We start from the raw sequence: 14,763 nt of genomic DNA, 5'->3' as shown, positions 1-14,763 counted from the left end.
ATTATGGGATAATATTTAAGCAATTTTGCTGTCATCTCAGTGTAGGCTGGGATCTGATACCCCATGTGGTAATTATTGAAAGGTAAAGGGTAAATGAATATTTTTTTATCAAAATATATAAACAATCTTGATAAGAAAGGTCGGGTTTCGATACCTGCCAGCTATAGATTAGCTTTGTCTAGTCAGTCATTTAATGGGATTATTGCCTATCCGTCTTTTAGAAATAAGTGCATTGAAGGCTGTAGTTTGAAGAGGCTTGAGGAGCTAAGTCAAATAATCCAAACCTTAGATCCCTATTCTGAGGAGCGAGATGCTTTCGAAACGATCATTCTTGGTGAAGCTATCCAGCTTAGTTTTGATAGTGAGGGAAGGGTGATTCTACCTAAATCTTTAATAGATCACGCTGGTATATCAGATCAAGCTTGCTTTGTAGGGAAGGGATTGGTCTTTGAAATTTGGCAGCCACAAAATTTTGAAACGTATCTTTCTTCAGCTCGGCAAATTGCTCAAGATAACCGTTTAACTCTTAAGAATATCAATAAGGATATATGATACAAGAATCCGCATCATCTCATACAGCTGTTATGTTAAATGAAGTTAAGGAAGTCTTGTGTCCTAAAGATGGGGGGAATTATCTAGACTGTACTTTTGGTTTTGGTGGTTATAGTCGGATGATACTTGATTGTTGTAATTGTCAATTAGTGGCAATTGATCGTGATCCAAATGTTATAACCTACGCCAATCAATTGATAAATGATTATCCTGGTAAAGTGAGATTTATTCAGACAGGTTTTGCTGAAAGCTTTTCAAAATTAGGTCCGTTGAAATTTGATGGCATAGTTATGGATTTAGGGGTTTCTTCTATGCAACTTGATTCTGGAGATAGAGGGTTTTCTTTTACTCATGATGGACCACTTGATATGAGAATGAGTGGAGTAGGGGAGAGTGCTGCAGATTTTATAAATAAGGCTGATGAACAAGAAATAGCAGATGTGATTTATAAATATGGTGATGAATCTTATTCTCGAAGAATCGCTAAAAATATTATAGAACACAGGTTATTAGAGCCTATTACCAATACAGCAAGATTTGCTCATATTGTTCGTAGTAGTATAGGTTTTAGAAAAGGTAAAATTGATTCCGCTACTAAGACTTTTCAAGCAATTCGTATTCATATCAATGATGAATTGGGGCAATTAGAAAGGTTTCTAAGTAATAGCAAGAATATTTTAGCGCCAAATGGTCGCCTAGTAATTGTCTCATTTCATTCATTAGAAGATCGAATTGTTAAAAATTTTTTAAAAGCAAATTCTGCTAAATTAGTTGCTAGGTCTAAATATGCGGCAAAAATTCTAGCTGAAGAAAATTCTAAGGAATGGCTTAAAATTCTTACAAAAAAACCATTATGTCCATCGTCTAGGGAAGTTGCACTTAATCCAAGAGCAAGATCTGCAAAATTAAGGGCTGGACAAAAAATAGATGGTACTACATATGGTAGTTAGAATATTTAGTTGTATAACTGTATGTACTATAATTTTTTCTATTTATGGATTATTTAGAGTTAAAGATCAGGTTATTGCCTTGCATTATCAGCTTGGAGAGGTTTCAAAACAGTTGACTGGTGAGAGTGATAGAATTCACGTGTTAAAAGTCGAACAATCATACCTTACTTCTCCTGCTAGACTAAGAAAATTAGCATCACTTTATTTACAATTAGATACTGTTAAAGTTAAGCAAATGATTAGTGATCCTTTGCTACCTGAGAGTAAGAAATATGCAAAGTCTAACGAGGTAGGTGGTTCATATTTTAGTAAAACCAATGTTAAGTGGCGTTATAAAACAATTGCTAATAATAAATACATAAAAACCGTTTCAACTAGAAAATCAGAGTATATTCGATGAAAATCAACATTAGTATAGTACTTACATGGCAAAAAAGATGTTATCTTGTTTCGGTGCGGAATCTGAAAAAATACCTTGCAAGACTATTCAGTATTATATATCCGCTACTTTTGCAGAATGACATACTAGTAAGCAATTAGCAGCAGTATGTAGATGGATAATAATATATTTTTATTAGCATTTATAAAAAATATTCTAACTAAAATGAAAAGAAATTTTAGTAGTATTATTTTATGGGATGTAGGTGCTAACAATACCAAAATCAGATTATTAATAGTTAGCTGTTGTTTTGCTATATTTTTTTGTGGTTTATTATATCGCTTAATAATTGTTGCGACCAATGGCTATGTTAAGCTAGAATATCAAGTAAAAAATAGTGACTTTAGGAAAGAGATAGTAGATCGTAATGGTAACTTATTAGCAGTCAATTTACCTTCCTCCTCATTGTTTGCTAATCCACAGAAAGTAATTAATCCTTCGCAATGTTTAGAAAGATTATCCAATATCTTGCCTGAGATTGATAAAATGAAGTTACTTGCAGAGTTACAAAGTAACAAAAGTTTTGTATGGATCAAAAGGGATTTATTGCCAAAAGAGCAAGAAGCGATATCAAATTTGGGAATGCCAGGTTTTAGTTTTGAACAAGAACAAAAAAGAATCTATACTTTTTCCAATTTATTGTCACATATTATAGGATATGTGGGTAGGGATTTGGTTGGTCTTGCTGGGTTAGAAAAAACCTATGATAAGTTTCTAACTAATTCTGACTTTATACAGCCGGATCAACTTAAAAAACCTCTTGAACTATCTATAGACGTAAGATTACAAAATATTCTAAGTGAAGAAATAGATAGGACGTTAAAGGAGTTTAGTGCAATAGGAGCAGTAGGAATAATTGTCAACCCTAATAATGGTGAGATTTTAGCTATTGTTAGTAAGCCGGATTTTAACCCACATTATCCGAGTAGAGCAAAGCCAGAAGAGCTATTTAATATGGCAAGTCTTGGTATCTATGAGATGGGGTCTGTATTTAAAACTTTGACTATGGCCGTAGCTTTTGATACTGATGCTATAGCAATGAATGATGCTTATGATATTAGCTATATGAAGGTAGGGGGGTTTAATATCAAAGATTATCATCCAAGGCAAGGGTGGCACAGTGTTCCAGAAATTTTCTTGCATTCGTCGAATATTGGTGTTAGTCAAATTATGCTTGAAGTTGGAAAGAATGATTTTAAAAATTATTTAAAGAAATTAGGTTTACTAGATCAGCTTAAAATTGAGTTACCAGAGAGAGGTACTCCTTTGTTTCCATCTGACAAGAGGTGGAGTGATCTTACTACTGCTGTCATGGCCTATGGTTATGGCATTTCAATTAGCCCTTTACACTTTATGCAAGCAGTATTGCCAATAGTAAATGGAGGGATATTATATGATCTGACTTTAATCAAAAGGTGCGATGAGCGTCTTGTTGGCACGCGTGTTTTTAGTGAGAAAACCTCTAAACAAATGAGTGAGTTATTTCGTTTGGTGGTAAAAGAAGGGACAGGACGTAGAGCCGATGTTAAAGGATATCTTGTCGGTGGTAAAACTGGTACTGCTGAAAAATTAACTTCAGATGGGCATAGCAAGAAAAAATATCTTAAAAATAGCAGAATGTCATCATTTTTAGGTTTATTACCAGCCATTGATCCCCAATATATTATTTTTATAATGTTTGATGAACCAAAAGGAACAAAAGAATCCTTTGGCTTTGCTACTGCTGGCTGGACTGCAGCTCCTGCTGTTGGAAGAGTTCTTGAGCGAATGGTAGCACTATATGGAATAGAGCCAGTTGAAAAAGGAGAGGGGTTATAATATTTTTCCTACAATAGTGTCAATTATCTAAACCATATTCCAACTGATGATATTTTTTCTTTGCTAAATATCTTTTGTTAATATATACTTTATATATTAAATTATATTGAGGAATTATGAAAAATATTATCTTTTTAATTTTAACAATAATTCTATCATCTTGTGGTAGTACATCAAGTATACGTAACGCACAACCATCAGAGAGTCGGGTGGATATTAGTAATTATGATTACATAATTATTAATGATTTTAAGGATGGTACTAGCAAATCTTCTAATAATCCACATGTTATATCAGAAGGTAAGAGATTTGCCGATATGATAGCAAGTTCAATTAAATCTAAAAAATTATTCGACAAAGTTCAACGGAATGTTGACTCTACAGATAGGGCTATACTTATTGATGGGAAAATAACTAAGTATTCTGAGGGTAATGCTGTTATGCGTACACTAATTGGTGTTGGTAGCTCTCACTTTAACGCAAAAATTAATATAAAAGATAACGAGACAAAAAAATTGTTAGGTAGCATAGATGCTAATAAAATGAGTTGGGCACTAGGAGGGGTAATCGCTGGTTCTCAAGATGTTAAATCACATATGAATTCTGTTGCTTCTAACATCGCTTGTGAGTGTGAAATTGCTAAGAAAAAGAAGAAATAAGGCAAAAAAAATGGTAGTCTAGGATTAATCCTAGGCTACTTGACCTTCCATATTTCGTGTGTTTCCTTAGTCTTCTTCAAATTCAAAAGTTGTTTTAATAATTTGTGCAGTTAGTTGAGGATATATGTATTTAGCCAATTATCTCCTACCTTGGTTTCAACAATAAGTGGAATGGCTAATTTAGGTGAGTTCTCCATAGTGGTTTTGATTAGGTGAGTAGCTACTTCTATTTCATCAATAGGAGACTCAAAAAGTAATTCGTCATGGATTTGTAGAATTAGTTTGGTTCTTAATTTTAATTTCCGTATCTTACGGTCAAGATCAATCATTGCCACTTTTATGATGTCTGCACTAGTTCCTTGAATTGGAGCGTTGATTGCTGCCCTTTCGGCAAATTGCTGTAGGGAGTGTTTCTTATCATGGATTAAGGGAATAAAACATTTCCGTCCGAATAGGTTTAGGACATAACCATGTTCCTTGGCATAGTTTTTTATATATTCCATATATTTTTGAATTTCTGGATATTCTTCAAAATATTTTTTTATATATTCTGCTGCTTGTGAAGAGCTAATATTTAACTGTTTTGCCAGTCCAAAGCTACTGATACCATAAATAATACCAAAATTTATGGCTTTTGCTTTACGCCTATGTTCTAGTGTTAAATCTTTTTCAGTAATTTTAAATATATTACAAGCCGTTTTACTATGTATATCCTCACCATTAACAAAAGCTTGCTTTAAGGAGGGTATATCTGCCATGCTACTTAAGATTCGGAGTTCAATTTGTGAATAGTCAGCTGAAATTAATTTATGCCCATATTCTGCAATAAAAGCTGCTCTGATTTTGTTGCCTTCTTTCGAGCGAACTGGCACATTCTGTAAGTTCGGATCTTGAGAACTAAGCCTACCAGTGCTAGTTGAAGTTTGTAAAAATGTGGTATGTACCCTATTAGTTATTGGATTTACTTGCAGGGGTAAGCTATCTGTATAAGTATTTTTTAATTTAGTTAATTGACGCCATTTTAATAATAAATCGGCAATAGCAAAACCACTCTCGCTAATTTTTTCAAGTATTTCTGCACTAGTAGAATAAGACTTAGCTTTCGATGACAATTTACCAAAGGGTAGTTGCATTTTCTCAAACAAAATTTCTCCCAGTTGCTTTGGCGAGGCAATGTTAAACTTTGTGCCAGTAATGGTAAAAATTTCCTGCTCTAATTTAGTAATTTCATTACCAAATTCACTTGATAGCTGTTTAAGATACTGTGAATCGATTTTAATCCCAGCTTTCTCCATTTTATCTATTATATAGCATAAAGGTAAATCAATTTCTTTGTATAGTGCTAAGGCATGATTATCCTTTAACTCTAACAATAGTTTTTGATAATCAGTACTAAAGCCAGTAATTATTTCTGCCATGGCTTCTAAATTATCCTTTTTTACCGAATCAAACGGGTCTTTTTGAGGTTTGCCAGCAGATATCAGATATTGCATTAGTTCAAGATCCTCACACGATACTATTTCACTATCGACAAAGAATTTTAATAATGATTTTAGTTTATAAGTGATTTTCTTAATAGACTTATTTTTTAGCAATTTGAGAATATCAGGTATAAACCATTGATGCAGATAATTTTGGCAAGAATCATCAGAAAGTAAATCAGACATATCGCTAGGGGTTCTAGCTGTAAACTTAATGTTGTAGCACTTATCATCAATAGATAAAATTATGGAAGGATTTTGTCCTAGATGATCTGATAGATAAATACTGATGACCCCATGCTCTTCAGCTTTAATCATCACAGAATCAAGCTGTTGTTTAGAAGATATCTCCTGAACTATGATTTGCTTAATAGGCAAGGATTCATTGGTAATTTGTATTTGAAATAAATTTTCCACTCGTTTGTTTAGAGATTTAAAACCATACTCTGCTAGAAAATCAGAGATTTGCTTACTATCAGGTGGAGTATATTGCAATACACTAAAGTCTAAATCGATATCAACATTATAATCTAAACCAACTAGTTGCCAGGAAATTAATGCTAGATCCTTTGAGGAGTTAATGATTTCCCTTTGACGATCGTTACTGACTTGATCGAGAGAGTTTAAAAGTTCTGCTAACGAACCAAACTGTTTTATAAGTGTTGCAGCAGTTTTAGGACCAATGCTTGGAACACCTGGTATATTATCTGACTTATCCCCAATCAAAGCCATTACTTCCCTGAGCTTATTTGGTTCTACACCAAATTTTTCTATCACGTCATCTTCAGATATGTATTTTGCTTTTATAGGGTCATACATTTTAGTATGCGAATTAATTAATTGCATTAAATCTTTATCAGAAGATATAATAATAGTATTTTCTTGTAATGTAGTTGCTTTATTGGCTAGAGTGGCAATTATATCATCTGCTTCACAACCAGCTTTTTCAATTATTGGAAAATTTAGGCTACTTGCTGCTAGACGGATAAGTGGTAATTGATCATTTAAGTCCTTTGGTGTAGGAGGTCTATTTGCTTTATATTGCTCATAAATTTGGTGACGAAAATTCTTACCACCGGAATCAAGAATAATGACAGCATGCTTTGGCTTAAAATCGTTCAATAGCTTTAACAACATGGAGGTAAAACCATACAATGCTCCAACAGCTAAGCCACTCGGAGAAGTTAATGGTGGTTGAACATGGTATGCTCTGAAGACAAATCCATAACCATCAATTATTAATAAAGTATTTTTGTTAATTGTTTCGTTGGTCATTTTGTTATTAGGACAAATGGTTATGTTTATGTAGTATACAACAATTATAATTTGCACTAAGCTTTATTAGTAATATTTTATAAAAATTATTATTTAAGCTGAAACAGTCTTTTCCACAGGTCTATAGATTGATATTTGAGTTTTTGACTTTTTGGACAAACAGTAAAAGCCGATGATTCCGACAAGGCAACAAATTGGAACTATAGAAATTGCCATAATAAAATCAAAGCGACTATAAATAGGTACAGCTGATTCACTTAGTAGCCCATCCCAGTTGTAAGATATTAAATTACTCATAATTTTATGGAAGAAATGTCCGAATGACATATTAATGCAATTGACTATCGCAATAGCAAGTCCAGCAGATTTATCTGTAACAAGGTTACCTACAACAGTAAAAATTAGAACTTGATAACAACAAAAAACTCCTAATAAAAACATTAGAGTACTACTAATAAAGAAATTTAATGAAGGACAATATAATAGGATACTAAAAATTGCTATCGTTAGCAATCCAGTCATTATTATTATAAAGTTAGATGATTTTGATAAATTAGCAATAAGTGCAAGTATTGGACCACCAAAACACATGTCTATATAAACGAATGAGGTAACCAAGTTACTTTCCATATCATTCATTTGATAAACTTGTTTGAAGAATGGAATAGCCCATACGTCAGCAAAACCTTCTAATGTTCCTACCATTAGACCACCACAAACTCCAATAAATAAAATAGTAGGGTTTAATAATAGTTTCAATATTGAAGATTCAGGATCGCTAGTATTAGAATTACTTCTTATATCATCAGTTTTTACTAATAAAATCATTAGTCCAATGATAAATCCAACTAGAGCTAGACTATTAAAAGTTACGTCATAACCAAAATGTGTAAATAATAGCTTCATTGGAGTAATGCCAAATACTGCTCCAAGTAAGCCAAAGGTAAAGGAGAAGCCAAGCATTAAGGAATGATATTTAGTTGGGAAAGAGCTTCTAGTAATCTTAGCTACTGATAAAAAACCTACAGCAGAACCGGCTCCAATCATAAATCTACCAATGAGTAAGTAATTAAAATCAGTGCTAGCAACAAAAGTTAGAGTACCAAGAGAGGTAACTAAGATAGATAAGAATGTGACAATCCTAAAATTAAATTTATCTAGCATTATACCAATTGGTAATTGCATTCCTGCATAACCTAGATAATAATATCCAGCAAACGTGCCAAATGCTATGGTATTAATGGCAAATTTTTGTATAATTTCTTCTCTAAGAATTCCAGTTGAGAGTCTTAATATAAATTGAAAAGCAAAAAACAGGGTGGCAAGAGACCATAGCAAAAGTGGTTTTTTTAAGGATAAAGCTTTATTCACAGGAAAATTTAAATTATAATTATGTTGTATTTTAAGGTAGCAAATTATAGTATCGATAATATTTTGTCAAACCTATTATTTTTATAAACCAGTTTGAATTATGGGTCAGTTTGAGGCATATTCGTTATTATTTATTGATAGTTTAGTAGGTAATTTAGTTGTAAGTTTAGATAGTGAATTAATCGTTCACTCTATGAGGATATTTGGTGTTTATAATAATTTAATAATAGTTACTGTCGCTACCATTGCTTCATTATTTGCTACTAGTATAAATTATTTCTTTGGTTTGATATTATTGAAAATTTTTTATTATTCTAAAAATGAACAGGTTCATACTAACCACCAATCATTTTCCCAATTTTTTTTAAAATATAACATATTTATACTTTGGTTTACGATAATACCGTTATGGGGCAAATTTATTCCTTTAATTGCCGGTTTTACTAAAACAAGATTTTTAAGAGTTTTAGTTATTAGTGGTGCTGTCAAGTTATGTTATTATATTTGTATGATATAATTAGGGAATTTAATGAACCTTTATAGAGTCAATCCGTCTTCATCGTTTTTGGATATAGTAGCTGATTTTATTCTAGATAATTTTGCTAAAGAATCTATTAGCAATCTTAAAATTATATTACCTAGTGGTTTTGCTTGTTTAAATTTACAAAATATTTTGATTAAGAAGCAAAATATTGCGATTTTACCGAATATTATCCCTTTTTCCAATATTATGGCTGAAGGTGAGGAAATATTTGGTATTACATCAGAAAATCTAGAACCTATAACGCTAGAGCCTATAACGTTTTTGCAAGAGAGAATTATATTAGCAGAAATCATCCATAATTACCCTAAGCTACAATTCAGTATAACACAATCTTTACAGTTTTGTTCAACAATAGCAGAGTTATTTTATCAGCTAGCTTGTAATGATTTATCAATAGATTCTGTAAATGAAATAGAGAAAATGAATCCATCAAAACATTGGAATGTTATTTATGAATTTCTTAAATATACTCATCAGCAATGGAAAAAACAGATAGGATTGCTAGATCGTGTAAATTATCAAATAACTATGATGGAAGCAGAGATAGCACGGTTGAAAAGAGCTGATACCAATTTAATAGTAGCGGGTATCATGGGTCACAATCTTATATCATGGAATTTCTTAAAGAATGTTGCTAATTCACCATGTGGTTTTATAATTTTACCGCCTATTAGTAATAGACCTCTATTAGAATATGATAATCCAGAAGAAGATTATTTATATAGCCTAAAAAAATTACTGACAATTCTAAATAAAGATTTATCAGATTTTCAGCCTTTAGGTAATGAGCAGCAACATCATTCTATTTGGGATCAGATAATTTTTGAAGATAAAGATTTAACACTTGCTAAGCAGGAACATTTAAACATTGAAGGAAATAGGGATGACATTGGTCTAGTAAAATATTTTGAGCTTGAGGATATTTTTCAAGAAGCAGAACAAATAAGCCTGATCTGTAAACAGTATAGTGATAAGAAGATAGCTATTATTGTTAATAATCAAACAACCAAGGATTTTTACTGTAATTCTTTGACCAAATATTCCTTAGAATTTCAAGATTTACTAGGTGATAATTTAACAAAAACGTTAGTTAGTTCTCTAATAATTTCTGTTAGTGAAATATTATGTAATGATTTTGAGATAAAAAAGTTATTCTTACTATTAAAGAACCCTTTTATTAATTGTAAATTAGTAGCAAAATTAGAACTATTAATGAGCGGCAAGAACCGTTTCGTACGGCAACCTAGTCAGATGCTGTCTTTAGTAGAAAAAACCAATGATGATGCATTAATAAATTGGTGTAAGAAACTAATAGACTTACTTTATACAAATAGTGGTAGTAGTTTTGTTAAAATATTAAAATCCTCGATTAAGATTGCTGAAAAACTTTATCCAAATATTTGGTATGAACAGCCTGCTGCTGAGCTATCAACTTTTCTATCTAGCTTAATAAAAAATAATTGTAGTCTAACATTAAATAATAAAAAATGCTTTCCAGAGTTACTTAAATCTTTAATGTCTAGTTGTAACTATTTTGCACATAATAATTATTCTAAAAATATAATTATTGGTAAAGCTGAAGATTTAATGTTACTTAAATTTGACCTAGTAATTTTAGCCGACTTTAATCAAGGGAGCTTAGCTTCGTCATCAGCTGTGAATCAGTGGATTAATGAGCAGACGCTTAAAAAATTACATATTGCTACTGGATATGCCATACATCAATATTATTTCTATTTATTTTTGCATAATGCTCAAGTGATAATTACTAGAGCAAAAAGACAAGATAGTAAAGCTGGTTTGTTACCATCAAATTTATTATTAAAATTGCAATTTATTTTACAGAAAAGTTTGATTTCAGAAAATTATTTAACATATTTATCAGAAAATAACTTAGTGGATGTACCAAATAATGTTAATATGGTTGAGTCAATTATAACTAATCCTATTAATATTAGTTCCAATTTACAGGATGATTTAAAAATCGTAGGGGAAATAAACTCTAATCCTCATTGCGAGGAGGTCGTAGAATCGACAAAGCAATCCAAGGAAACTTATACTAATCTAGATTGCTTCTTTGCTGCTAAAACAGTTCCTCGCAATGACGTTAATTTACTTAGTTACGTTAGTAGTCCAATTTTTCCTGAGATAATCTCAGTTACTGATATAGAAATGTTAGTACGGAATCCTTATAGTTTCTATGCTAAGAAGATTCTGAATTTGAGAAGCAAGGATATGATAGGGCAGGAGCCTAAAATATCTGAATTTGGTAGTTTTGTTCATAAGGTCTTAGAACAATATTCTAAAAATTATGATAAGTTAGAAAATAACAAAGTTGGATTAATATTGGAAATTAGTAATAATATTTTACAGAATACTATTCTGCCAGCCTATACACAAAAAATTTGGCAAATAAAATTTATTCCTATTGCTGAGTCTTTTATTGAGTTTGATGAAAAACGCAGAAGTGATTTCCAATATGTTTATTCAGAATGTAGAGGAGAAATTTTGTTAAATATTGGAGGGCAAGAATTAACAATAATTGGAGTTGCTGATAGAATTGAGGTAGATAAGCTTGGGGCAGCTGTCATTATCGATTATAAGACTGGTAGCTTACCGAGTAAAAAAGATGTAGAAGCTGGATTATCTCCGCAGTTAATCATTGAAGCCTTAATGTTACAGGAAGGTGGTTTTGCTATGAAAGTTCATAGCGTTAAACAGGTTACTTATGTAAAAATTTCTAGCTCGAAGCCAATAATCCAAACTTTGGAAATAGACTTAACGAAAGAAGACTTAGATCGTCATAAACAGGGTATGATGCGAGTACTAGAATATTATGTAACGAATAAAAACTTTCCATATGATATTGATTTACTAAAGTATGACGACTATGCACATTTGGCAAGGAGAGATTTATGAAGAAAATAGCTCGGCGTCATTGCAAGAAGCTACTTTTAGTAGCGACTAAGCAATCTAATTAATGTGGATTGCCACTACGCTCACGTGGTCTTGCAATGACGGGTTTTAACTTTCGCAGTTATGGCATAACCTAGGCTATTAAACCGATGTCTTACATCAATATTTGAGGTTATAATACCAATTGCAATAATTAACACGGTGTATTTATCCAGTCTCTATACATAATTGATTTTACTAAATCTACATTATGAGCAAATTGATTCCAAGCGTAACAAGCCATAGTGACGATATCTTCATATACACCATAACATTGGTTAGACAAGAAATGATTTTTGATCCATGCCCAAACTTGTTCCATTGCATTAAGTTCCGGTGCATAGGGCGGAAGCGGTATCAAAGTGATATTGCTTGGCACAGTTAGTTTTTTGGCTGTGTGCCAACCTGCATTATCCGTTAGTAAAGCTATATGTCGGTTGCCTTGAATACTGCGAGAAAGGTCTTCTAAGAATTTATTCATTGCCTGTGTATTTGCATATGGTAAAATTAATGCAAAAGCTTCTCCTGTATCATGGCAAGCAGCTCCATAAATATATGTTGAAATGAATTGCTGTTGCCGAACTTTACGGGGTCTAGTGCCACGCTTAGCCCATATACGAGTTAAGCTACCTTGTTGCCCAACTCGAGTTTCATCCTGAGACCATATATCAACTTTACATCTATCGATATTTTTTGATAATAATTCTGTTAGCATGTCTGGGAAGTTTTTTTATATGTATTTTGAGTCTCTTGATTTGACTTTGGATGCATTGAACGAGAAGTAATCCAGCTAAAACCAAGGCGGTGCATAGTATTGTAGACTGTTTTTAAAGTACATTTAGCACCATATTCCTCAAGTAACATGATATGTAGCTCCTTTCCAGTTATATACCCACCAGTTTTACTTTCACTGAGCGTATTGATTTTATCAAAAAGAGTAGACTCTTGTATAGTGTTAATCTTCCTAGGGGCACCGCTTCTTTGTGATTCAAATAATCCTTCAAAACCATGATTCCTAAATCTTCTGAGCCATGATTGCACAGTTTTCCAGTGTGACTTCACTATTTCAGATATGGCTTTAAAAGATTTGCCTAATTGAAGGTAATACATCGCCAATAAACGTATACGATTTCGACCATGCGGCTCATGTTTCATCATTTTTATAAAATCATGACCATGAAAACCTTGCGGTAATATTAACCTAGCCATTTGAGTACCTTTATCAGTTAAAAACCCATTTTACACCACTGCGTTAATTATTGCAATTGGTATAATACACTAATTGTCTATTTGTTCTTGAATTTATTAGTTTAAAATGCTTATATAAAATCATTTTCAAAACCCACTATCCAAATCAGTGTATCATTATGTTAGAAGAAGATAGTTTTATTACTAATCTAGTAGATCAGGAATTTTCAGTTACTGAAATTTCTAGTAAGATCAAGGAGTTGCTAGAGAATAATTTTGGTTATATTAGAGTAAAGGGAGAAATTTCTGGTCTTAAGATAGCAACTTCTGGTCATGGTTACTTTAATCTTAAAGAAAATACAGCTATTCTAGCCTGTACTTGTTGGCGTCCTGTACTTGCAAAAATTAAGTTTGTACCAATTGATGGTATGGAAGTGGTAGCTAGAGGTAAGCTTTCTGGGTATGCAGGAAATTCACGATATCAGCTATCGGTAGAAGTCCTTGAACCTGCAGGTCTTGGTGCTATCATGCAAATTCTCAAGGAGCGGCAAGAGAGATTAGAAAAAGAAGGTATATTCAATAAACAAAAAAAGCCACTACCTTTTCTGCCTAATAAGATTGGGGTGGTTACATCAATGACTGGGGCTGTAATTAAGGACATTATACACCGTATTAATGATCGTTGTCCATCTCATATACTAATATGGCCAGTTACTGTTCAAGGTGAAAATGCTGCAAATGAAATTGCTAGTGCTATTTCAGGATTTAATGAATTAGATAAAGATATAAAACCTGATGTTATAATTGTTGCAAGGGGAGGGGGGTCTATAGAAGATCTGTGGGCTTTCAATGAAGAGGTAGTAGTACGGAGCGTATTTAATTCAGCTATTCCTATTATTTCTGCAGTTGGACATGAAGTGGATAATACTTTAATCGATTTGGTAGCTGACAGGCGAGCCCCCACACCAACTGCTGCAGCTGAATTTGCTGTACCTGTGCTTTCTAATTTACATTATACAATCAGTTCGTATTATGATGCATTATGCAGTCGTATTAATCAGCTAGTTAAATATGAACAGCAAGCAGTTAACTCTAATACTGACATTTTTAGGAGTATAACTACTTATATAGACTATAATCAACAACTTCTTGATGAACTCAGTTTTAGATTAACAGATTCTTTGCCTAACCTACTCAGATTTAAAGTGGCAAAACTTGACTCACTTAATATAGAAATATTAAATCCTCTAAAAATAGTTAATTATCAGTCGTTGGAATTAGTGCATCAATCTAATTATATGCTAAAATCTATTAGCACTAAGTTAAAAAATTATGAGCATCAATTAAATTTAAATAATTTGCTACTTACAAGTCTAGATTATAAAACTGTACTAAAACGTGGCTTTGCGGTAATTAAATCAGAAAATGGAGAATTTATAACATCAAAAGTTGTTGCAAGCAAAAAACAAGAATTTAATATTAAGTTCTTTGACGGTGATATTAATGTATGCTGCAAAAACTTGGAATAGAC

At 32.2% G+C, this 14,763-nt stretch carries 12 protein-coding genes; 8 read left to right on the top strand and 4 right to left on the bottom strand.

Translation table 11 applies throughout. The features are described from left to right. Window positions 1–93: 93 nt before the first annotated feature. The 5 genes from AAHM80_RS03345 to AAHM80_RS03325 all read left to right on the top strand — a co-directional run bounded on the left by AAHM80_RS03345 (window position 94) and on the right by AAHM80_RS03325 (window position 4,418). The gene (locus AAHM80_RS03345; RefSeq protein ID WP_342260277.1) at window positions 94–552 is read left to right on the top strand and encodes a cell division/cell wall cluster transcriptional repressor MraZ; all 459 of its coding nucleotides are present in this window, start codon (window positions 94–96) and stop codon (window positions 550–552) included. Next, the gene (gene rsmH / locus AAHM80_RS03340) at window positions 549–1,502 is read left to right on the top strand and encodes a 16S rRNA (cytosine(1402)-N(4))-methyltransferase RsmH (RefSeq protein ID WP_342260276.1); all 954 of its coding nucleotides are present in this window, start codon (window positions 549–551) and stop codon (window positions 1,500–1,502) included. The genes AAHM80_RS03345 and rsmH overlap by 4 nt, the downstream gene beginning before the upstream one ends. Next, window positions 1,492–1,902, top strand: a complete 411-nt coding sequence (locus AAHM80_RS03335) for a hypothetical protein (protein ID WP_342260275.1) — start codon at window positions 1,492–1,494, stop codon at window positions 1,900–1,902. Before rsmH ends, AAHM80_RS03335 begins: the two co-directional genes overlap by 11 nt. Before the next feature lie 183 nt (window positions 1,903–2,085). Further along, window positions 2,086–3,759, top strand: coding sequence for a peptidoglycan D,D-transpeptidase FtsI family protein (locus tag AAHM80_RS03330; protein WP_375332380.1), 1,674 nt, complete (start codon window positions 2,086–2,088; stop codon window positions 3,757–3,759). A gap of 116 nt (window positions 3,760–3,875) precedes the next feature. Next, the gene (locus AAHM80_RS03325) at window positions 3,876–4,418 is read left to right on the top strand and encodes a DUF4410 domain-containing protein (RefSeq protein ID WP_342260274.1); all 543 of its coding nucleotides are present in this window, start codon (window positions 3,876–3,878) and stop codon (window positions 4,416–4,418) included. Window positions 4,419–4,528: 110 nt separating this feature from the next. On the opposite strand, the gene polA is transcribed toward AAHM80_RS03325, so the two are convergent. After that, a complete protein-coding gene (gene polA / locus AAHM80_RS03320) occupies window positions 4,529–7,174 on the bottom strand; it encodes a DNA polymerase I (protein ID WP_342260273.1) in 2,646 nt (881 codons plus the stop codon). A gap of 93 nt (window positions 7,175–7,267) precedes the next feature. After that, entirely contained in the window at window positions 7,268–8,545 is a 1,278-nt protein-coding gene (locus AAHM80_RS03315; RefSeq protein WP_342260272.1) for an MFS transporter, read from the bottom strand. 100 nt (window positions 8,546–8,645) lie between these two features. Here AAHM80_RS03315 and AAHM80_RS03310 point away from each other — a divergent pair, with 100 nt between their 5' ends. Continuing rightward, complete coding sequence (locus AAHM80_RS03310) at window positions 8,646–9,062, top strand: DedA family protein (RefSeq protein ID WP_342260271.1); 417 nt, start codon at window positions 8,646–8,648, stop codon at window positions 9,060–9,062. Window positions 9,063–9,074: 12 nt separating this feature from the next. Continuing rightward, window positions 9,075–12,008 (top strand): PD-(D/E)XK nuclease family protein, encoded by a 2,934-nt coding sequence (locus AAHM80_RS03305; RefSeq protein ID WP_342260270.1) that lies wholly within the window; start codon window positions 9,075–9,077, stop codon window positions 12,006–12,008. Window positions 12,009–12,198: 190 nt separating this feature from the next. On the opposite strand, the gene AAHM80_RS03300 is transcribed toward AAHM80_RS03305, so the two are convergent. Further along, on the bottom strand, window positions 12,199–12,759 hold the full coding sequence (locus AAHM80_RS03300; protein ID WP_342259546.1) for an IS630 family transposase: 561 nt from the start codon (window positions 12,757–12,759) through the stop codon (window positions 12,199–12,201). After that, window positions 12,753–13,253 carry a helix-turn-helix domain-containing protein gene (locus AAHM80_RS03295; RefSeq protein ID WP_342259545.1) on the bottom strand — a complete coding sequence of 167 codons (501 nt, stop codon included), beginning with the start codon at window positions 13,251–13,253 and terminating at the stop codon, window positions 12,753–12,755. Before AAHM80_RS03295 ends, AAHM80_RS03300 begins: the two co-directional genes overlap by 7 nt. A 158-nt stretch (window positions 13,254–13,411) precedes the next feature. Between AAHM80_RS03295 and xseA the strand changes: the two genes are divergently transcribed. Further along, window positions 13,412–14,761 carry an exodeoxyribonuclease VII large subunit gene (xseA, locus tag AAHM80_RS03290; RefSeq protein ID WP_342260269.1) on the top strand — a complete coding sequence of 450 codons (1,350 nt, stop codon included), beginning with the start codon at window positions 13,412–13,414 and terminating at the stop codon, window positions 14,759–14,761. Window positions 14,762–14,763 lie beyond the last annotated feature (2 nt).

This window comes from Candidatus Tisiphia endosymbiont of Metellina segmentata, assembly GCF_964030715.1.
Classification (GTDB): Bacteria; Pseudomonadota; Alphaproteobacteria; order Rickettsiales; family Rickettsiaceae; genus Tisiphia.
This window is presented reverse-complemented; position numbering and strand designations above follow the sequence as displayed.